At 71.3% G+C, this 20,435-nt stretch carries 18 protein-coding genes; 12 read left to right on the top strand and 6 right to left on the bottom strand.

Features of this window, described 5'->3' with window-relative positions; translation table 11 throughout:
* On the top strand, nt 1-885 hold the full coding sequence (locus tag ABZ272_RS08425; RefSeq protein WP_355049215.1) for a hypothetical protein: 885 nt from the start codon (nt 1-3) through the stop codon (nt 883-885).
* Here the strand turns inward: ABZ272_RS08425 and ABZ272_RS08420 are convergent.
* Nucleotides 869-1,972 (bottom strand): hypothetical protein, encoded by a 1,104-nt coding sequence (locus ABZ272_RS08420; protein ID WP_355049214.1) that lies wholly within the window; start codon nt 1,970-1,972, stop codon nt 869-871. The two genes, ABZ272_RS08425 and ABZ272_RS08420, sit on opposite strands and share 17 nt — an antisense overlap.
* 145 nt (nt 1,973-2,117) lie before the next feature.
* Here ABZ272_RS08420 and ABZ272_RS08415 point away from each other — a divergent pair, with 145 nt between their 5' ends.
* Nucleotides 2,118-2,870 (top strand): TIGR03089 family protein, encoded by a 753-nt coding sequence (locus tag ABZ272_RS08415; RefSeq protein WP_355049213.1) that lies wholly within the window; start codon nt 2,118-2,120, stop codon nt 2,868-2,870.
* A gap of 5 nt (nt 2,871-2,875) precedes the next feature.
* On the opposite strand, the gene ABZ272_RS08410 is transcribed toward ABZ272_RS08415, so the two are convergent.
* A complete protein-coding gene (locus ABZ272_RS08410) occupies nt 2,876-3,538 on the bottom strand; it encodes a tetratricopeptide repeat protein (RefSeq protein WP_355049212.1) in 663 nt (220 codons plus the stop codon).
* 218 nt (nt 3,539-3,756) lie between these two features.
* Between ABZ272_RS08410 and ABZ272_RS08405 the strand changes: the two genes are divergently transcribed.
* Nucleotides 3,757-4,710: a zinc metalloprotease gene (locus tag ABZ272_RS08405; RefSeq protein WP_355049211.1), complete on the top strand. Its 954-nt coding sequence runs from the start codon at nt 3,757-3,759 to the stop codon at nt 4,708-4,710.
* 64 nt (nt 4,711-4,774) lie between these two features.
* Here ABZ272_RS08405 and ABZ272_RS08400 read toward each other — a convergent pair whose 3' ends face one another.
* Nucleotides 4,775-5,035, bottom strand: coding sequence for a hypothetical protein (locus tag ABZ272_RS08400; protein ID WP_355049210.1), 261 nt, complete (start codon nt 5,033-5,035; stop codon nt 4,775-4,777).
* 445 nt (nt 5,036-5,480) lie between these two features.
* Between ABZ272_RS08400 and ABZ272_RS08395 the strand changes: the two genes are divergently transcribed.
* The 6 genes from ABZ272_RS08395 (at nt 5,481) to ABZ272_RS08370 (ending at nt 13,575) form a co-directional block, all read left to right on the top strand.
* Entirely contained in the window at nt 5,481-5,690 is a 210-nt protein-coding gene (locus ABZ272_RS08395; protein WP_355049327.1) for a winged helix-turn-helix domain-containing protein, read from the top strand.
* Nucleotides 5,691-5,999: 309 nt separating this feature from the next.
* Nucleotides 6,000-6,245, top strand: a complete 246-nt coding sequence (locus tag ABZ272_RS08390) for a toxin HicA (protein ID WP_355049209.1) — start codon at nt 6,000-6,002, stop codon at nt 6,243-6,245.
* Nucleotides 6,245-6,589 carry a type II toxin-antitoxin system HicB family antitoxin gene (locus tag ABZ272_RS08385; protein ID WP_355049208.1) on the top strand — a complete coding sequence of 115 codons (345 nt, stop codon included), beginning with the start codon at nt 6,245-6,247 and terminating at the stop codon, nt 6,587-6,589. Before ABZ272_RS08390 ends, ABZ272_RS08385 begins: the two co-directional genes overlap by 1 nt.
* A gap of 145 nt (nt 6,590-6,734) precedes the next feature.
* A complete protein-coding gene (locus tag ABZ272_RS08380; protein WP_355049207.1) occupies nt 6,735-7,454 on the top strand; it encodes a hypothetical protein in 720 nt (239 codons plus the stop codon).
* A 94-nt stretch (nt 7,455-7,548) separates the two neighbouring features.
* Nucleotides 7,549-12,534 (top strand): carbohydrate-binding protein, encoded by a 4,986-nt coding sequence (locus ABZ272_RS08375; RefSeq protein ID WP_355049206.1) that lies wholly within the window; start codon nt 7,549-7,551, stop codon nt 12,532-12,534.
* Nucleotides 12,535-12,879: 345 nt separating this feature from the next.
* Entirely contained in the window at nt 12,880-13,575 is a 696-nt protein-coding gene (locus ABZ272_RS08370; RefSeq protein ID WP_355049205.1) for a hypothetical protein, read from the top strand.
* Nucleotides 13,576-13,697: 122 nt separating this feature from the next.
* Here ABZ272_RS08370 and ABZ272_RS08365 read toward each other — a convergent pair whose 3' ends face one another.
* Nucleotides 13,698-14,069: a DUF4267 domain-containing protein gene (locus ABZ272_RS08365; protein WP_355049204.1), complete on the bottom strand. Its 372-nt coding sequence runs from the start codon at nt 14,067-14,069 to the stop codon at nt 13,698-13,700.
* Between the two features lie 88 nt (nt 14,070-14,157).
* Here ABZ272_RS08365 and ABZ272_RS08360 point away from each other — a divergent pair, with 88 nt between their 5' ends.
* Nucleotides 14,158-14,730, top strand: a complete 573-nt coding sequence (locus ABZ272_RS08360; protein ID WP_355049203.1) for a TetR/AcrR family transcriptional regulator — start codon at nt 14,158-14,160, stop codon at nt 14,728-14,730.
* 77 nt (nt 14,731-14,807) lie between these two features.
* Here ABZ272_RS08360 and ABZ272_RS08355 read toward each other — a convergent pair whose 3' ends face one another.
* Nucleotides 14,808-16,490 carry a DNA repair helicase XPB gene (locus ABZ272_RS08355; protein WP_355049202.1) on the bottom strand — a complete coding sequence of 561 codons (1,683 nt, stop codon included), beginning with the start codon at nt 16,488-16,490 and terminating at the stop codon, nt 14,808-14,810.
* Nucleotides 16,491-16,663: 173 nt separating this feature from the next.
* Here ABZ272_RS08355 and ABZ272_RS08350 point away from each other — a divergent pair, with 173 nt between their 5' ends.
* The gene (locus ABZ272_RS08350; RefSeq protein ID WP_355049201.1) at nt 16,664-17,536 is read left to right on the top strand and encodes a L,D-transpeptidase family protein; all 873 of its coding nucleotides are present in this window, start codon (nt 16,664-16,666) and stop codon (nt 17,534-17,536) included.
* Nucleotides 17,537-17,633: 97 nt separating this feature from the next.
* Nucleotides 17,634-17,870, top strand: coding sequence for a hypothetical protein (locus ABZ272_RS08345; protein WP_355049200.1), 237 nt, complete (start codon nt 17,634-17,636; stop codon nt 17,868-17,870).
* Nucleotides 17,871-17,895: 25 nt separating this feature from the next.
* On the opposite strand, the gene ABZ272_RS08340 is transcribed toward ABZ272_RS08345, so the two are convergent.
* Nucleotides 17,896-20,379, bottom strand: a complete 2,484-nt coding sequence (locus ABZ272_RS08340) for a helicase-associated domain-containing protein (protein ID WP_355049199.1) — start codon at nt 20,377-20,379, stop codon at nt 17,896-17,898.
* Nucleotides 20,380-20,435 lie beyond the last annotated feature (56 nt).

Raw genomic sequence — 20,435 nt, 5'->3', positions numbered from 1 at the left:
ATGAACGACATCGACGACCGTCTGGTACGTGGACTCCACGACCTCGTGGACGGCGAACCGGACTCCGCCCCGGACGTGCCGGCGCTGCTCGAACGCGGCCGACGGGGTCGCCGACGCCGGGCCACCGCCCTGGCCGGTACGACCTGCGCGCTGCTGGCGTTGGGCGTCGGCACCGCCGTCACGGTGACGACGAACGCCCCACCCGAGCGCCCCGGCGTCACCGCCCAGGCGGCGCGTCCGGAGCAGGTCTCGCCGGAGCTGCGTCTGGTCTCGGCGGCCACCGCCAGCGAGAACATCAGCTACCGGATGCGGCTCACCAACTCGGGTCCGCACGGGCTGACGTACGAGGGCGCGTTCGACCCGAGGACCGCCACGGGCTACGTCAGGGTGCCGCACGACGACTCGATCCAGACCGAGCTGCTGATCGACGGCACCCGGTACGAGGGCGCGGAACGGCCGCAGGGCGAACTGCCGCCCGACAAGGGCCCGGGCGAGACGTACGGCCGCTACGGGCAGTACCCCGGCAGGTACGACCGCCTCTCGTTGCAGGGCGACGGGAACGCCGTGCTGGGTGCCGCCGCACCCGACCCGGCCGCCCTGTTCGCGGCGCTGCGGAGCGCGAACGCGACGGTCACCGAGAACCCGGACGGCACCCTGCACGTCACGTACTCGACGGCGGCCCGGGACTGGTCGAGCAGCACGGCCGGCGACGTGACGCTGGACCGCGACGGCCGGATCGCCACGGTCGCCCTCACCGTCACCTGGGAGTCGACGGCGAAGGGCCGACTCGACCGGGGGACGGTCACCTCGACCCTGCAACTGTTCGACTACGGCGTCGAGGTGACGGTCGACCGCCCGACCGACGTCGTCATGATCTCGGAGTAGCAGCCGGTGGCCAGGCGTCCACGCTCGTGGACGCCGGGTCGGACGGGGCAGGGCGCAGCCGCCACCACGCGCCGCCGACCAGGGCCAGGGTCACGACGCTCACCGCGACGTCGCCGGCCAGGGCCGCCGCCGGGCTCGCCGGGGAGTACGGCGGTACCAGGTACGCGAACGCGGCGGCGCTGACCACGTTCGCCGAGCCGGCGGCGAGCACATGCCGCTGCCCCCAGCGTTCGCTCCCCGACCAGTACACGACGACTGCCCCCAGCGCGGCGGTGAGCGCCAGCGCGACGGCCACCCCGGGCCAGCCGGGCGTCGGGTCGGTGAAGAGGTGGGCGACGACGATCAGCAGGCCGACCCAGAGCGCGTGCGGCACCCGCCGGGCGCGACGCGGACGGGTGCGACGCCAGCGGGGCAGCAGGGCTACCGCGACCAGGGCGAGAACGATCGCCGTCGCGAAGACCAGTTGCAGCGGGCTGGCCAGGAAGTTCTTGCGGCCCTCGGGCGAGGTGAAGACCAGCAGGCTGCCGAGCAGGTAGAGCACCCCGACCACGGCCAACCCGGGTCGCCCCAGCCACGGCCGATGCCGCCGCTTCGCGCCGAGGAACGACTCGACGAACACGATCGGCGCGCAGATCGTCAGCAGGATGTGGTTGCCCACGTAGTCGTACGCCTGCCGGAGGCTGAACCCGAGCCCTGGCACGAGCGACGCCTCGGCGGCGGCGCGGGTGTCGGCGTACTGGGTGTCGTCCAGGTAGCCGGGGTTGAACAGCGACTGGTCCACCAGGCCGGCCTGGAGGACGCCGAACGCGGCGGCGAGCAGCACGATCGTCGGCCAACCCGCGCCGAGGCGTCGGGCGGTCTCCCGGATCAGGATCGCCGCCCCGCCGTACATCGGGCCCAGGGCGATGATGACCGGGAGGAAGTCGTCGATGGCGAAACCGCCCCACGAGCACTCGGCCGCCCAGGGCGCGAGCAGCAGCAACGCCACCACCGGCACGAGCCGCCGGCGCAGCGGAAGACGGTCGGCAGGGTCCGGGGCGGCGTGCGGCGCGGCGGGACGGTCGGCGGGATCGGGTTCGGGCGGCACGGCGGCTCCTCGGAGGCTCGGCGGGGGTCACCCGTCACCGTGCGGAAGCCATCCGGCCAGCCGCTACGGCCATCGGCCGACGGGGACGGCGACCAAAGTCGTTGCGTAGGGTGGTGCGGACGTCGTCACCACCGGGAGCACGCGGATGCAGCCACACGCCACGGCCGACCTGACGGTCCCGCCCACCGCCACCGAGAGCCCGCTGCTCAGCTACCGCGACGAGGCGACCGGTGAGCGCGTCGACCTCACCGCCCAGCAGGTCGGCGCGTGGTCCGCGCGCAGCGCGAGCCTGCTGCGGGACGGCTGTGGGCTCGGTCCCGGCAGCCGCGTAGCGGTGTTACTGCCGCCGCACTGGCGTACCGCCGTGGTGTTGTTGGGCGCGTGGGCGTGCGGCCTGGCGGTGTCGTTCCGGCCGCGCGCCACGGCGGGCCTGCCGGTGCTGGAGCCCGGCGGCGACCGGCCGTTCGACGCGGTCTTCGTGACCCCCGAGCGGCAGGACGACTGGTTGGAGGACGTGCCGGACGCGCCGCACCGCTACCTGGTCGGCACCGGGCCGGGCCGGCTCGCCGACGTGCCGCTGGGCTGGTTGGACTGGTCCGCCGAGGTGCTCCGCCACCCGGATGTGACGCCGGACCACACCGCCATCCGCCCGACGGACCCGGCGAGCGCGGACGGCACGACCTACGGCCAGTGGGGCGCGCTCGCCCGGGAGGTCGCCGGGATGCTCGACCTGCGCGCCGGTGACCGGCTGCTGGTCGACGCGGCCGAGCACGAGCAGCCGCTGAAGTGGCTGCTCGCGCCGCTGTCGGCCGGCGCGTCGGTGGTCATCAGCGCCAACCTCGACCCGGCCCGCCGGGACGCGATCGTCGCCGCCGAGCAGGTCACCAGAATCCTCTGACCTGCCTAGAGCTGCGTTCTCGCCTGTTCGACCTGCCGGACGATGGCGTGAGCGCCGTGCGCCTGCGCGATGGCGTCCGCCTCGTCGAGGGTCGCGAGCGCGTCCGCGTGGCGGTCCTGGGCGGCGGCGACGTAGGCCAGCCCGACCATGTTGGCGGCCACGCCCGGCAGCGCTCCGATCTCCCGGCGCAGCCGTGACGACTCCTCCAGCCGTTCGCGCGCCTCATCCAGCCGACCGGCCAGGTGCGCCGCGATGCCCAGGTGACGCAGCGCCTCCGCCTCGGTCGACCGGTCGCCGACCTGCCCCGCCAGGTGGCGGGACCTCTCGAAGTGCGGAACCGCGGTCTCGTTGTCGCGCCGGATGATCTGGTGCAGGCAGCCGATCCAGAACAGCGCCTCGGCCTGGCCGCGGGTGTCGGCGAGCGCCTGGTACAGCTCGCTCGCACGCTCGAACAACGGCAGTTCGGCCGGGTCCTCGACGGGTGAGGTGCCGCCCCGGGCGCGTTCGTCGAGGTACCGCGCGTGCAGGATCCGCCCACGGGCCAGCGCGGCGTCGGCCTCCACCGCGTCCAGGTCCCGTTCGGCGTCGGCCAGTACGTGGGCATCGCCGCCGTACACGGCCTGTTCGTAGAGTTTTTGGGCCCGTTCGATGCGATCTTCGGCGTTCATTCGCCGCCCCCGTCCTGGCATCGCCACTGAGTGCCGGATCAGCAGCTTAGTGGTCCACAACCGCGCGGAGCGACCCCAATCAGCGCTGCCCGATCCGGTTCCGTTACATCGCCATCTGCCCTGCTCAGAGGGTCTTTTGCCGATGTCGTCGACGTGTTCTCATACCGAAGCGACGGCATCGTCGACAGCGCACCGCTCCCTCACCGAAAGGTGCACCGATGCAGAGCAGATCCCCCTTCCGGCTGGCGGTCCTCACCGCCACCGCCGCCACGTTCCTGGCGTCCGGCGGCGCGTCCGGGGCGCTGGCCACCGCCGCCCCGGTGACCGCCTCCCCGGGCGTCACGGCCTGCGCCGGTGAGTCCAGCGCCGCCCGGGCCACCGCGGGCGCGACGGCCCAGGAGCCGGCGCTGTACTCGAAGAACGAGGCCAACGCCTACGGCGTGATCAAGGACGCCCCGCGCCTGCCCAACGGCAGCGTGACCGTGCCGACGGTCTTCCACATGGTCTCCGACCATCCCTTCAGCGCCGCCGAGACGGCCCGGTGGAAGACCCTCATCGCCGCGCAGATGACGGTCCTCAACGACTCGTACGCGGGCCGCACGGCGGCGGACGCCTCCGACACGCCGTTCCGGTTCTCGCTCGTCGACACGACGTGGACGGTGAACAGCGCCTGGTACACGGTCGAGCCGGGCAAGAACGAGCGCGACATGAAGAAGGCGCTCTACACCGGCGACTCCCGCACCCTGAACGTGTACGCGGCCAACATCGGCGGCGGGCTGCTCGGCTGGGCGTACTTCCCGAAGGGCTACAACAACGGCCGCGACTACATCGACGGCGTGGTGATGCTCGACGAGTCGATGCCGGGCGGCACGGCCGGCAAGTACGCCCTCGGTGACACGCTGACCCACGAGGTCGGGCACTGGCTGATGCTGGAGCACACCTTCGCGCACGGCTGCTCCGCGTCCGGCGACTTCGTGGCGGACACCCCGCGCGAGGCGGCCCCGCAGTTCGACTGCCCGGTCGGCGCGGACTCCTGCACCGCACCCGGGCTGGACCCGATCCACAACTTCATGGACTACACGCAGGACTCCTGCATGGACATGTTCACCCCCGGCCAGGCCGACCGAATGAGCGACGCCTGGGTGGCGTTCCGCGCCGGCGGCGCCGGCTAGCTTGAGTGCGTTGATCAAGAGGTTTGCGTCACCGGAGGGCTGATCGGTGACGCAAACCTCTTGGTCATCTCCGGGAGGGCGCGTAGCGCCGGCAGGGCGCGGTGTGGTCGGCGGGCAGGGCACATCGGCCGCCGCCGGGTAGCCGCAGATCGCAGAAAACCCAATGGCGTACGCACTGCTGGTCCTCGGCGGAAACGGTCGTCCCGCCCGGCTCGACGCGGGCGCTGAGCCGGGCCAGCACGCGGGCGGCGGTCCGGGCGAGGATCCGGGCCCGGAACAGGTCGGGTGCGGTGACCGGCAGGTGGATCACCCAGCGCTCGGTCATCGGTCGTGACTTGCTGCCGTCGGTGGTCGCTCCTTGCGTCGGCCCAGCGGCCGGCGGATCGGGTCGCGCATGGGGGACCGCCCTTCGTCGGGTCGCGTCGAAGTGGAGGGGGCGGCCTCCGCCGGTTGCGGGCGGCGGAGACCGCCCCACCCTGCGACCGCAGCCTCGATCGGCGGTACGGCAGCAGGGCCGCGCCGGGGGAGCGCGGAGGGTGGGGTCTCGGCGGCGATGCGAGACCGGTACGAGAGGCGCCAACCGACCGCAGCAGCACCGCATCACCGACAGTGACGCTATTGCCACCGAGTCACCTATGTCAAGCATGTCTCCGAGTCAGCTACCCACTTATGTCACTCGTGCTACGTGTGTTGCCTGCGTCGAAACGGCTGATCAATACTGGCTGGGCCAACCGACTGCAAGGGGCCCGGACGTGCCTATTCCGCCGACGATGGACGAGCTGCTCGACGCGCTCATGGAGAAGATCGAGGACGGGACGTACCCGCCGGGGTCGCAGCTACCTTCTGGTCGGGCGCTGGCGGATGCGTATGACGTCTCGCAGTCCACGATCAGCCGGGCGGTGGCGAGGCTGCGGAAGCAGGGTGTCCTGGTCGGCCGTCCGGGGCGCGGCGTCTTCGTCGCGGAGTCCAGCCGCCGCTGACTTTCGCCGATGGGGCGAGCTGGCCAGTTCTAGTTTCCTGCGGCGTCGACGACGTAGACACCCAGATGAATCTCAAGCCGTCGCGGAGTGTCGGGAAAGTTCACCACCACGTGTGTGAAGTTGCCCAGCCGCAGGTTGCCTGGCTAGCGGAGCGGATGTCGTATGCGACGGCGAGGGGCGAGGAATGCCGCTTCGGCCCGACCAGGCTGAACGCGTCGCCCTCGCGGCCGTCCTCGCGTACCAGAAACTCCGTCAACCCCATCCGGCGAAGCGTTGTGGCGATGGTACCGCTAGCAGTACCATCGGCCTGTGCCGTCCATAGACAAGCTCGTTGAAGCGATGCGGAAGAGCCAGCAGAACATCGCCTACAACGATCTCTACGGGGTGTGCGAGCACTACTTCGGGAAGCCGCGGCAGGCCGGCACCTCCCACGCGGTGTTCAAGATGCCCTGGCCGGGCGATCCACGCGTCAACATCCAGAACGACCACGGGAAGGCCAAGGCGTATCAGGTACGGCAAGTGCTCAAGGCGATCGACAAAAAGGAGGCCATGTGATGCAGATCGATCCCCATCCTGAGGTGTCCCACTACACCTACCGCGTTACGTGGTCGGTCCAGGACCGCGAGTTCGTCGCCACCTGCGCTGAGTTCCCGTCCCTCTCCTGGCTGGCCCCTTCCCAGATCGAGGCTCTACAAGGGCTTCAGGACCTGTTGCGTGAAGTGATTGCGGACATGGAGGAGCAGGGCGAGGCGGTGCCGCAGCCGTTCGCCGAGCGCAGCTACTCAGGCAAGTTCAACCTGCGCGTCGGCGAGAGCCTGCACCGCGAGCTGGCCATCCACGCCGCCGAGGACGGCATGAGCCTCAACCAGTACGTCCTACGGAAGCTCAGCGCCGCCTGAGGGAGCGCAGTTGATCAACTAACTGTTCATCCCCGCTGCGCCCGTTTCTCATCAAGCTCGCCTGGCGAGTTCGCCAACGGCCGGCAGGGTCACTGAACGGCCGCGCCCACCGGCGTGCCACAGCCCTGTAGACCGGAGCGCTGGCATGCCCGCAACCGCTCGGTGGCCCCGCCGTGTCGTGATCTCGGCGGCGTTCACCCTCACCCTGCTCGCCACGGCGGTACCCGCCGACGCTCACCCGTACGGCTATCCGCAGACCGTGACCATTGCGGCGGACGCGGCCCGCCCCGACGTGGTGCACCTGACGTGGAAGGCCGGCAGCGTCGACGAGTTGACCCTCCTCGGCGTCCACCTCGGCCTGTTGCCGCAGGACCGCGTTCTGCTCGACGGTGCCGTCGACACCCGGGAGACGGACGCAACGATCCTCGCCGGATCTAAGCCGTTCGCGAACTACCTGCTCAAGCAGATGACCGTCAGCAGCGACGGTCGGGCATGCGCCGGCGTCGTCGGAAAGACGAGCGACTCCGGTGTGGACGTCGACTACACCTGCTGGGGCGCCGTCGGCATCGCCCGCGTCGAGGTCCGGATGCTGACCGACCTCGACCCCGCGTACCGCACGGTGGCGACCGGGCCCGAGGGCAAACGCCAGGTGTACGGCACCGACGAGTACTCCCACGACTGGCTGCTCGGCGACGCACCCCCAACAAGCGCGGCGACTCCAACGAGCGCGGCTGATCACGGTCCCACCACCGCCTGGAAGGCCGCCAGAAGCATCGGTCCGCTGCTGCTGCTCGGGGCCGTCGGGTCGTTGCTGCGACGCCAGGTACGTCGCCGACGGCTCACCCGCGTCCGACCGTCGTCCTGAGACCGGCCGCCACCAGGGCGGTCCCCTCTGCCCGCCGCAGTCGGCCTCACGGCGTCGGCGGTTCCTCGCACCTCAACAAAGGAGAAACCCCGCCATGACGCACGACAGACGTGCGCGCCGGAAGCGAACACGCGGACTGCTGTCCGCGATGGCGCTCATCCTCATCGCCGGACCGGCGACGACCCTGCATCCGGCGCTGGCCGGAGCGGAGGCCGTGCCGGCCAGCGCCACCACGCCGCTGATCAACCTGAGTGCCGGGCAGAACGTCGAGGGCACGCTCCCCGTCGTCGTCGAGCCGGTCATCGAGAACGACTCGGTGACCACGCTCGCGGTCGACGGCGAGAAGATCAGCGCCGACAAGACCGCCGGCACCGCCCATTTCGCGTTCGAGATGGGCGGCAACGGCACCGAGTCCCGCTACCGCAACTACCTCACCGTGAACGGGCACACCGCCGAGGCCGACCGGGTCTACTTCCCGGACGTACCGGGCGGCCGGGTCGGCACCCTCGACTTCCCGGGCGACTGGCTGAAGCCGGGCGCGAACACCGTCTCGGTGCACGCCGGAGCGAACTGGGTCGACACCACAACGAAGACCGCCGTCGGCTACCAGGAGTTGCCGAACGGTGAGGGTGGCCGCTGCCCCAACTACGACGACTACGCGCTCAGCAGCATCAGCCTCAGCCTCCTCGGCGTGGTCGCCGACGGCGAGCAGAACCTGTTCAGCTACAACTTCGGCGACGGCACCTGCGGCAGCTCGGCGAAGCTGCTCAACCAGGACCTGACCTTCGTCATCTCCGGCGAACCGGGTAGCACGTCCGGCCTGCGTACCGACCTCGACACCACGAAGCTCACCAACGGTACGCACACCGTCAGCGCGACGGCCCTGTCGGGCGCGAAGACGAGCGTGACGGTCGACGTCAACAACGCCCCGGCCGGCGCGGCGGTGGTCACCCCCGGTGACGGCGCTCGGGTACACGGGACCCAGCCGGTCATCGCCGCGCTCGCGACCGCCGGCAAGGACCGCGTCGAGTCGCTCGCGATCGACGACAAGCCGGCCGAGAACGCGGAGATGCTGGCCGCCGGCACCGCCACCCTCGGCCTCGCGGTCGATGCCGGCAACTCGATCGAGGCTCGCTACCAGAACTACGCGCTGGTCAACGGCCACCGCGTCGACCTCGGCGGCGACTACGGCGCGCTCGGCGCGGAGGCCGTGCGGCTGGCGTTCCCGAACCGGTTCCTGCACCTCGGCGACAACGTCGTCCAGGTGAAGACGGGTGACTACAACGGCACGCTCAACGGCGCGACCTGCGCCAACCACGACGACTTCAAGCTCACCCGGGAGGCCACCAGCCTCACGCTGAGCACGGCGGGCACGGTGACGGCCGGCACCACGTACCTCGTCACCACCAGCGGCACGACCGTGACGAAGGCGGAGACGACCGCCGCGTCCCTGGCGCTCGGCGACGGCACCTGCGGCGCCAACAAGGACGCCGAGTTCCACTTCACCATCGCGGACGCGCCGACCACGCGCACCGTCGACACCCTGGCCGCCGCCGGCGACGCGCACCTGAAGATGTTCGTCGGGGGCAACGGCAGCGACAACGGGTACGACAACAAGGTGCTCGTCAACGGCATCCCGCTGGAGATCGGGATGTGGGAGAAGGAGACCGCCGACCTCACCTTCCCGAACGAGTGGCTGGTGCCGGGCGTCAACGCCCTGGAGTTCGTCGCCGGCAGCGACCACGGCAGCGCCAAGCCGGGTGGCTGCGACAACTACGACGACTTCACGCTGCGGGACTTCGAACTGCTGCCCAGTGGCGCGAAGGCGACCAAGTTGACCCGCTCGGTCGCGCAGACGACCGTCGCCATCGGCTCGGCCACCTACCCGGCCGGGTCGCCCGTCACCACGTACGTCGGTGACGGCACCTGCGGCAGCAGCTTCAACGGCGTCCTCACCACGATGGTCCTGTTCGACGTCACCGCCTCGGACGGCTCGGCGCTGCCGGCGCTGGGCAAGCGCGCCGACGTGGACACCACGACGATCGCGGACGGCCCCCACACCATCAAGGCGGTCGTCGGCGACAAGACCTCCACCCGGCGGTTCACCACCGACAACACCGCCCCGGAGATCGCCAGCAGCGTTCCGGCAGCCGGCCAGCGGCTGACGTCGACGGTGGCGCTCGACATCAGCGTCAAGGACGCCAGCGGGGTGGTCGGCACGCCGGCCATCACGCTCGACGGCACGGCCGTCAAGCAGGGCGACCAGATCGGTCACGGCCTGCCGGCCGGCGAACACGTCATCGCGATGACGGCGACCGACGCGCTCGGCAACACCGCGACCCGCGAGGTGCGCTTCAGCAGCGCGAGCATCCCGGACGTCCCGACCGAGCTGAACGCCACGGTCAAGAACACCGACCCGCTCTCGGCGGAGCTGTCCGCCCGGATCCCCGGCGCCGAGGGCGTCGGGCTGACCGCGACCTTCACCAAGGCCGACGTCGTCCTGCCGACCAAGGGTTACCAGGGCGAGGCGGCCGACGTGCCGACCACGCTCGACGTCCAGCACGACCGCAGCGTGGACGTCACCACGCTGCGTCCGCTCGATGGCGCGACCATCGACAGCCCGTCCAGCCGCGGGGTGGTCTTCCAGCGGTACGACCTGGCGCTGGGCGCCAGCAAGCAGGAGCCGACGCTGCGCTGGTCGGGCAGCATCGACCCGGCGCGGATCGTGGCGCTGCGGGCCTGGAACCCGGCCACCGGGAAGTGGGTCGTGCTGACCAGTTCCCGTGGGCGGGCCGGGCAGGACACCGTCCTCACCTCGTCGGTCGAGGCCGGCTACCGCGACGGCGGTGTCGTGCACGTGCTGGTCACCGGCGAGGACCCGTTCGCCGACGACCTGTCGCCGCGCGACGCGACGGCGCAGAACGACAAGGACCGCTTCGAGGACCCCGCGTCGTACGACTTCTCGTTGGCGCACTTCACCGACACCCAGTACGTCACCGAGGGCGCGGCCGGCGGCACGTACGACGACTTCGACGGCAACGTCGAGCCCTCGGACGTCGAAACCGCCGAGGAGCAGGCGATCTGGTCGGCCGCGTACCGCGACCAGATGCAGTGGATCGCCGACAACGCGGAGAGCCGCAAGATCGCGTACGCGGCACACACCGGCGATGTCATCGAGAACGACTACTACGACCCGCTGGCGAAGAACCCGGACGGCTCGCTGAAGCGGCCCGGTCTGCACGAGCAGGTGCAGAAGGAACTCGCCACCGCCTCGGGCTTCCAGAAGATCCTCGACGACAACGGTGTCGTCAACCAGGTCATCGCGGGCAACCACGACGACCAGCTGGGCGCCGAGACCGGCCCCGACTCCCGGTTCAGCCGCACCTTCAGCGCCGACCGGTACTACGGGACGGCGAAGTCCTGGCCGAAGGGCACCGAATACCACGCCTGGGACGAGCGGACCAACGCCGACGGCTCGGTCACGCCGGGTAGGGACAACCAGAACAACTATCTGCTGTTCTCCGCCGGTGGCCTGGACTTCGTGGCGGTCGGCCTGTCGTACGGCGTCACGCCGGCCGAGGCCAAGTGGGCCGACTCGATCTTCAAGCGGTACAAGGACCGCAACGGGATCCTGCTCTCGCACGACTACCTGAAGCCGTCGGCCAACCCCGACGGTCGTGGCGCGGACTTCTCCGCCCCGGACGGCTCGCCGCTGTTCAAGCAGGTCGTCGAGACCAACCCGAACGTCTTCCTGGTCCTCGCCGGTCACGAGCACGGCGTCGGCACCAACCTGAAGTCGAAGATCGGCGTGACGGTCAGCCACGACGTCGTCGAGCTGCTGGCCGACTACCAGTTCTACACGGTCGCCGCCGCCGAGCTGTGGCCGAACCAGGTCGCCGCCGACGGCACGATCGACGTGAACGGCGACGGCACGCCGGACCACAAGGCCACCGACCGGTTGCAGTTCGGCGCGAGCTTCCTGCGGCTGCTCCAGTTCGACGTGGACCGGGCCGAGATGCACATCGACACGTACTCGCCGTTCCTGAAGAACTTCGGGGCGACCGAGTACGACATCCGCCAGGACGGCAGCCAGCCCAAGCCGCGCTACAACGGCGCGGAGGACAACCTGACCCTGCCGGTGGACCTCAGCACCCGCAAGACGTCGTTCACCACCGACTCGCTCGCCGCGTACGTGCCGGCCGGCACGATCGGCACCGACGAGGTGACCTCGAACGGTGTGGCCACGACGACGTGGGACAAGCTCCTGCCGGGCACCTCGTACGGCTGGGTCGTGTCGGCGAAGAGCGCCGACGGCGGCGAGGCGGTGGCGCAGCCGGCGGTGTTCACGACCGCCAAGCGGGTCCCGACGATGACCGTCACCACCACCCCGACCGCCTGGGGCACGGCGGCGACGGTGACCGTCAAGGTCGCGGCCGGCAGCACGCCGGTCACCGGCGCGGTGGAGTTGCGCGAGGGTACGACCGTTCGCGGCTCGGCCACGCTGACCAACGGCTCGGCGACGTTCACCCTGCCGGTGGGGTTGGCCAGCGGCCAGCACGCGCTGACCGCGTCGTACGCGGGTGACGACCACCTCACCGCGGTCGAGGCCACCGCCACCCTGACGGTGAACCTGCCCGCCGAGTGGAGTTCGTCGACGGTCTACAACGACGGTGACCGGGTGACCTACCAGGGTCGGGTCTTCCGGGCCTCCTGGTACACGAAGAACCAGAAGCCGGGTGCGGACGCCAACGGCGCGTGGCAGGAAATCGCCATGACCGAGGACGGTACGGCGATCTGGACCGCGTCGCGGATCTTCAACTCGGGCGACTTCGCCATGTACGACGGCAGGAAGTGGCGGGCACAGTGGTACACCCGCAACCAGAAGCCGGGTGACCGCAACGGCCCTTGGGAGGAGATCGCCCCGACCCCGCCGGACAACAGCCCGGCCGCCTGGACGCTGACCAAGGTGTACACGGCCGGCGACCGGGTGTCCTTCAAGGGCCACGTCTACGAGGCGAAGTGGTGGACGCGCGGCCAGGAGCCGGGCGACCCGAACGGCCCCTGGAAGCTGATCAAGTAGGCAGGTCCGCGTGCACGCCGGCCCGGGACCGATGCTGGTCCCGGGCCGGCGTGTTCGTTGATCGACTCGGGTTCCTGGAAGCCGGGGTCTCCCGAGCGCTCCGACACCCCGACTTCCCGGAAGCCGAGTCAATCAAGGCCCGGGGCGGCCCCGCCCACCGGGAGAAGCGGTCCACCGTGTTCAGGGGCCGCGCGGGTGCGTCACCCGTCCGGTGGAGGCCATCCGTTCCACCCGCTCTCACGTTTGCCCTGCTCCTACGCTTCGCCGGAGGCGGGCGCGGTCGGGGCGTCGGCCACTGTCGACACTGGCGGAGGGCCGATGGCGTCGAGGCGTACACCTCGGGTTGTGGTTGCGGCGGTAGCCGGCGGGCTGTTCGCGCTCGGCGTGGTCGCGCCCGGCCCGGCCGCCGCGCCGCCGCCTCGCGTGGCTCGGGCGGACGGCGACGTGGTCCCCGTGCCGCGCGAGCCGCGCCCACCGCTGCTCCCGGCCGACTTCCGGGGCACCGGCCGGTACGTCGTGCGGGACCTCGGCATCGACGTGCCGTTCAGCTGGCAGGGCCGCGACGGCAACAGTCAGATGATCGCCGGCGGCCCGGAGCACCCGATCTGGTTCACGAACCTGATCTACGAAAACACGCTCTACACGCTCACCTACAAGTGGCCGAACATCCCGCTCTTCCCGCCGCGCCCGTGCAGCAAGGTGCCGGGGTTCTTCAACCGGCAGATCTTCAACGACAAGCTGAAGACGTCCCGCTATGTCGGCCCGGAGATCCTTCAGGGCGCGAAGGACCGGCACGTGGACCACTGGCGGGTGGGCGTGGTCGGCGGCTCGACCGTGCCGGGGGAGTTCTTCCGGTTCCCGCTGGCGCTCGGTGACATCTACGTCGACCAGCGGGACCCGAGCCGGTGGTGGCAGGTGCTCCAGTTCGGCCTCCAGAATCTCTTCGACCCCGAGCTGGACGAGTGGTTCACGATGGACACCTTCGACCACCACCCCGGCGAGGTCACCCTCCCCGACCGCTGCCCACCCCCCACGTCCTGACCCCACCCCACCCCCCGACCAGTCTGTTGATCAAGAGGTTCGCGTCACCGATCGGCCGGAATTTGACGGGAACCTCTTGATCAACAGGGGAAGCCTGGGGGTGGGGGTGGGGGTGGGCCGGGCTACAGGGCGAAGAGGAGGGCGGCGTTCAGGAGGACCACTACGGCCGTTGCGAAGTGGATGCCGAAGGCGACGGCCTTCGTTCCGCCGTTGCGCAGCACGATGAGGGTGTCGCCCAGGGGGACGAGCGCGACGATCAGCATGTACCACGCGACCGCATCGGCGGTGGTGAAGGCGATCAGGGCGAGGCCGAGCAGGCCGAAGGTGACGTCCTTGAGCCCCTTGACCGTCAGATAGGCGATATCGCCGTCCGGCCGCACCGGTACGCCGTACCCGGCGGCTGCGGCCCGCGGCACCAGCAGGAACCGTGCACCGATGAAGAGGACGAAGAGGCTGAGTACGACGGCGAGTCCGTAGGCCAGGGGTGACAACATGATCCGCTCCAATTTCTAGCGCTGCTAGATACAAGAGCGACGCTAGCAGAGCGCCGGCAGATTCGCTAGCGGTGCTAGCATTGCTGTCATGTCGACTCAGACGCGCCGAGAGCGCGAGCGGGCGGAACGGGAACGCGCCATCGTCGCCGCCGCCCGGGAGTTGGCCCTGGCGGAAGGCTGGGACGCGGTGACGACCAGGCGGCTCGCCGCCGAGATCGAGTACAGCCAGCCCGTCCTCTACAGCCACTTCAAGGGCAAGGACGCCATCATGGCGGCGGTCGCCGTCGAGGGCTTCGCCGAACTGGCGACCGCGCTGGTGACCGCCCGCGCCTCCGCCGCCGACCCGCGACAGGCGGTCGCCGACGTCGCGGCGGCCTATGTGGCGTTCGCCGAGCAGCGGCCCGCGCTCTACGACGCGATGTTCACCCTCGCGGTGGACCTGCCGTTCGCCAGCTCGGACGTCCCGACCGACCTCGCCCGGGGTTTCGCCGAGTTGGCCGAGACGGTACGCCCGTTCGTCGGGGACGGTGACCTGGAGATCTTCACCGAGACGTTCTGGAGTGCCCTGCACGGTCTGGTCACGCTGATGCGCAGCGACCGCCTCCGCCGGGAGGGCCACGCCCGGCGGCTCGCGGTGCTGGTGGACCGCTTCTCCCGCTGAGCTTGGTCAACTCGGGTTCCAGGAAGGCGGGGTGTCGGGGCGCTCGGGACACCCCGGTTTCCAGGAAACCGAGTCGATCAAGCCTCGAAGGACGGTAGGGACGGGCCGAGGACGTCGTCGGCGTCGACGATCGTGTACGCGTACCCCTGCTCGGCGAGGAAGCGCTGCCGGTGCGCCGCGTACTCGGTGTCGATGGTGTCCCGGGAGACCACCGTGTAGAAGTGCGCCTGCCGGCCGTCGGCCTTCGGCCGGAGCACCCGGCCCAACCGCTGGGCCTCCTCCTGCCGTGACCCGAACGTGCCGGACACCTGGATCGCCACCGCCGCCTCGGGCAGGTCGATGGAGAAGTTGCCGACCTTGGAGATCACCAACGTGCGCAGCTCACCGGTGCGGAACGCGTCGAACAGCCGCTCGCGTTCCTTGTTGGTGGTGGAGCCCTGCACGATCGGCGCGTCCAGGTACTCGCCGATCTGGTGCAACTGGTCGATGTACGCGCCGATCACCAGCACCTGGTCGTTCGGGTGCCGGTCGACCAGGGCCTTGACCACGGGCAGCTTGGTGCGCGCGGTCGCCGCCATCCGGTAGCGCTCCTCGGCCTCCGCCGTCGCGTACGACATCCGCTCCGCGTCGGTCAGCGTCACCCGGACCTCGACACACTCGGCCGGGGCGATCCAGCCCTGCGACTCGATGTCCTTCCACGGCGCGTCGTACCGCTTCGGCCCGATCAGGCTGAACACGTCGCCCTCGCGGCCGTCCTCGCGTACCAGAGTGGCCGTCAGGCCCAGCCGGCGGCGGGCCTGGAGGTCCGCCGTGAAGCGGAAGATCGGCGCGGGCAGCAGGTGCACCTCGTCGTAGACGACCAGGCCCCAGTCGCGGGCGCCGAACAGGTCCAGGTGGGTGAACACGCCCCCCTTGCGGGAGGTGAGCACCTGGTACGTGGCGATGGTGACCGGGCGGATCTCCTTGCGCTCGCCCGAGTACTCGCCGATCTCCTCCTCGGTCAGCGACGTGCGGGCGATCAGCTCGCGCTTCCACTGCCGGCCGGCGACGGTGTTGGTGACCAGGATCAGCGTCGTCGCCTTCGCCTCGGCCATCGCCGCCGCGCCGACCAGGGTCTTGCCGGCCCCACAGGGGAGCACGACCACGCCCGACCCGCCGGCCCAGAACGCCTCGACGGCCTCGCGCTGGTACGACCGCAGCGTCCACGGCTTACGCCCGTCCTTGCCGGCCTCGGCCAGCTCGATCGGGTGCGCCTCGCCGTCCACGTAGCCGGCCAGGTCCTCCGCCGGCCAGCCCAGCTTGAGCAGCGCCTGCTTGAGCCGGCCCCGCTCGGACGGGTGCACCCGGATCGTGTCGTCGTCGATCTTGTCGCCGAGCATGCCGGCGAGCTTCTTGCTCTTGGCCACCTCGATCAGCACCAGCCGGTCGAGCGCCCGCAGCACCAGCCCGTACGCGGGATCGTTGGCGAGCTGGAGCCGGCCGTACCGGTCCATCGTTTCGGCCACGTCGACAAGCAGCGCGTGCGGCACCGGGTAGCGCGAGTACTTGATCAGCGAGTCGACCACGCCCTCGGCGTCGTGCCCCGCCGCGCGGGCGTTCCACAACCCCAGCGGGGTCAGCCGGTACGTGTGCACGTGCTCCGGAGACCGCTCCAACTCGGCGAAGGGCGCGATCGCCATCCGGCAGGCCTGCGCGTCGGGGTGGTCGATCTCCAGCAGCAGCGTCTTGTCCGACTGCACGATCAGGGGTCCACCACTCACGCCAGCGTCCTCTCCTCGGTTGGCCCTCGGCACCGCGGCGGTCGCATACCCGCCGCTGGCCGACCATCCAGTGTTGCACGACGGAGAACGTCCCAAGAAAGATGCTCACCGGATGCAACCAGGACGGCACTTACGAACGTCTAGGAAAGGGACAACTGTCCAGGGGAGGTGCCATGAGGCGTGTCCGGCACACTTCCCGGCTGTTTGCCCTGGTGGTGGTCGTGCTGGTCGGCACCGGCGCGTGCACGTTCGATCCGCGGTCCGGCGGGAGTGGTGGCGGGGGAGCCGCCCCGGTCGGTGCGGCGGAGCAGGCATCGGGGGCGAGCGGCACGTCCGGGCCGGCCCAGCACGGCCGGCCCACCACACCGTCACCCGTACCGAAACCCTCTCGAAAACCCACGCCGAAACCGACCCGCGCGGCGTCGACCCCGAGCACCGGCGCGCCGACCGCCGCCGGCTGCCCGCAGGGCCAGCACCAGCGCGCGGTGGAGACGTACCTCGCCCGCCTCGGCGGGTTCGGGGCCGTCACCGTCGACGGGCGGCAGTCCGCCGCCGACTGCGCCGCCATCAAGAAGTTCCAGCAGAGGTACGGCATTCGCCCCGTCGAGGGTCGCGCCGGACCGACCACCCTCGACGTGGCCCAGCGCCTCGCCACCACCTACACGAGCCGCTGCCAGGCCGGCGCCGGCACCACGTTCTGTGTGGACCTGACCCGGCAGACCGTCTGGGCGATGCGGGGCGGCAAGGTGGTCATGGCGCCGACCGTGACCCGCACCGGAATGTCCGGCTACCGCACCCCCTCCGGCACGTACACGGTCAACTTCCGCAACCCGAAGGAGTGGTCCGACCCGTACGAGGTGTGGCTGCCCTACTGGCAGCACTTCACCGAGGGCATGGGCTTCCACGAGACCACCACCTACCTGCACGACAAGTCGATCGGCTCGCACGGCTGCGTCAACCTGCTGCACGCCGACGCCGTCCGGATGTGGGAGCTGGGCAAGGTCGGCACCCGCGTGGTGCTGATCGGTCGCCGCCCCGGCACCTGAGCGACACGCCCCCACTTCGGGGTTTTATCCCCTGTCACACCGGTCGCAGGAGTGTCACGCTGGGAGTCCAGGGCCAGACCGGGCGGGGAGGCTGGGTATGACGGTCGACCGGGAAGTGGTCGCGCAGTACGAGCAGGCGCCGCCCGACGAGGTGTCCCGCGCGACGGTGTTCGCGTACGCCTTCGCGGCAGCGCTGCTCTTCGGGTGGTTCCTCTTCGGGTGGCTGGTGCTCCAACAGGGCTTCGTCGACTCGGTCGGCGAGTCGGCCGGGGCCGGCTTCGCCCTCCTGCTGCTCGTCTCGGTGGTCGGCACCGTACGACGCAGCCGCCGCTGAGCGACCACGGGAGAACCGGAGCCGCTCAGTCCGCCAGCACCGCCGCGGTGATCCGGTGCAGCGCGAAGGTGTGCAGCATCTCCGTCCGCTCGTCCTCGGCGCGCAGGTAACCCGCCCCGATCGAGACCGGCTTCACCAGCCGCGACGCGGTCGCCCCGTGGGCGTCCACGTACCCGACCCAGACCAGCGCCCGGTCCCGGACCGCCTGTTGGAGCACGGCGAGCGCCTCGCTGTGCGTGTGCGCCGGCACCGGGCCACCGCCCAGCCCCGCCGCCCCACCCCGGACCACCGCCGGGGCGCGACGGGCCGCCCGTGCCGCCGCCTCGCCCCGCCGGATGTGCTCCACCACCCCGAGCAGCCGGGGCATCGGCAGCTTCGGGGTGGCCAGCGGGTCCAGCGTCCTGGTGGCCACCCCTACCCGCGCCGGAGCGCGGCGGACCCGTGGCCGGATCAGCATCGTGCTGCCCGTGCCGTCCTCCTGCACCGGTGCGTACCCGGCCTCGCGCAGCGCGGTGAGCATCCGGCTGACCTGGTACGGGGTGGTCAACACCGTCGGCGCCAGCCGACGCAGCGTCAGCGACTCCAGCCGCCGGTCGGCCAGCACCTCGGTGAGGAGCGCCTCGTCGTCGCTGCGCAGGTACGCCCCGGCCGAGCCGGCCCGCAGCCCGCCGTGCTTACGGGCCACGTCGTCCACCAGGTAGCTGAGCCCCTGCGGCACCGGGGTACGCGAGCGGCGACGGAACAACTCGTGCAGGTCGTCGGCCGTGTAACCGGCGTCCAACGCCCGCCGGACGCTCGCCGTGGTGACCCGGTGCACACTCGCCCCGCCGGCCGACTCGAGTTCCGTCGTCGCCTCCAACTCGGCGGCGAGCGCCGGCTCGGGCGGCCCGGGCACCACCACGGTCAGGTCGGCCTGCACCAGGAAGTGGTCGACCGGTGCGGGCAGCAGCGCGTCCAACGCCCGCGCCGCACCGGACGGATCGCCGCTCTCGGTGTCCGCGTGCAGCCCCAGCGGGTCGCCGCCGGACTCGTCGGTCGACGTCAGCTCGCCCAGCAACAACCGTCCGTACGAGGTGAGCGCCCCCAGCCCGGTCATGCCGAGCTGCGCCGCCTCGGCCAGCACCTCCCGGTGGGCGGCCTCCCGACCCCGGCTGCGCCGTGGCGTCCGCCAGTCCAGCAGGGCCTGCAACTCCTCCGGGGTGGGCGCGGTCGCCGGCTCCAGGTCGGCGAGCACCCCGAGCACCGCCCGGCGGGTTGCCGGCGCGCCGGCCCGCTCCGCCTCCGCGGAGAGCGCGGTGATCGGCCGGTCCCGGTCGTCACGTCGCCCGACCAACCCCACCTGCCGGGTCATGGTCATCCAGGCGCGGGCCAGGTGCTCCCACCGTTGGGCCAGTGATCCGGCCCGCCACACCTCGTACCCGCCGGTCGGCAGCACCTGCTGGTCCGCCCCGTACCGACCGGTGGTCGCACCGGGCATCTCCATCTCACCGGCGAGCCCCGCCGCGTACGCCACCTCGAGCAGCAGCGCGGTGGTCGGCTCGTCCAGGCCGGCGGTGCGGGCCAGCCGGCGCAGGTCGCGGACGCCGATGCCACCGGACCGCAGCACCGGGGCGGGTTCGGCGGCGAGCTGTTCCAGCAGTCCCTCGGTGTGCCGGACCACCTCCATGGTTTGCCCGGCGCCGGCCGAGTCAACCATCTTGGGCTCGCGGGGAGCGGCGGCCACCGATGGCGGGCTGGTCTGCAACGGCCCGAGCGGACCGCTGTCGCGCCGCAGTAGGAGGCCGACCTCGCGGGGCAGCTCGACGGTGCCGCCAGCCGTCCCCGAGCCGGCCGAGACGGTCACCAGCAGCCGGTTGTCGACCAGCCAGCGCACCGGTGAGCCGGTGGGCGCGCCGCCGTTGGTCGGGTCGGCGAGGACGTCGTCCTGCGCGCCGATCGCCGGTGCCTGCAACGCGCCCGGGGGCACGCTACCGACCGGCGGTCCGGCCGCCAGCCGGTCCAGGATCGCCCGGGCCGACGGGGGCGCCGCGAGCAGCGTCCGGCGCAGTTTCGCCGGGTCCGCGCAGAGAGCGGCCGCGCGAACGTCCAGGTCCGCGGCGGGTCGACCAAGTCCAGCGGGGTACGGGGAGACCTCGTCGACGGCGGCCGCCACGTGCATGGCGTGCTCGGGGCCGTACAGCAGGAACAGCGCCCTCAGCCGACCCACGGCGGCCCGGACCGCGGTCGGCGCCGGTGGGTGCGGCCCGGCGGTCGCCATGGCGAGGATCGTGTCGGTGGCGGTCGTGCCCTCGTCCGGGTGCCGGGTGAGCCGGCCGGCGTCCAGGATCAGCAGCGTGAACTGGTCCAGCCCGTCTAGCGCGCGGGCCACCGAGACCCGGGACTGGGCGCGGATGGCCAGAGCGGAGATGTCGGCCGGTACGGGCACGACGAGGTCCGGCCGCAGTTGCAGGAGTGCGGCCAGTGACTCGTCGGGCAGCGACCGCAGATGGTCGGCGAGTGAGGTGGTCATCGTCTTTCCACGCTAGCCCGGGGTGGGCCGGTCGCGCCCCTCGGACGTACGGCCGG

Origin of the sequence: Micromonospora sp. NPDC005979 (genome assembly GCF_040614415.1) — a bacterium.
Lineage (GTDB): Bacteria > Actinomycetota > Actinomycetes > Mycobacteriales > Micromonosporaceae > Micromonospora.
The sequence above is the reverse complement of the archived record's forward strand: the minus strand, read 5'-3'. Positions and strand labels throughout refer to the sequence as shown.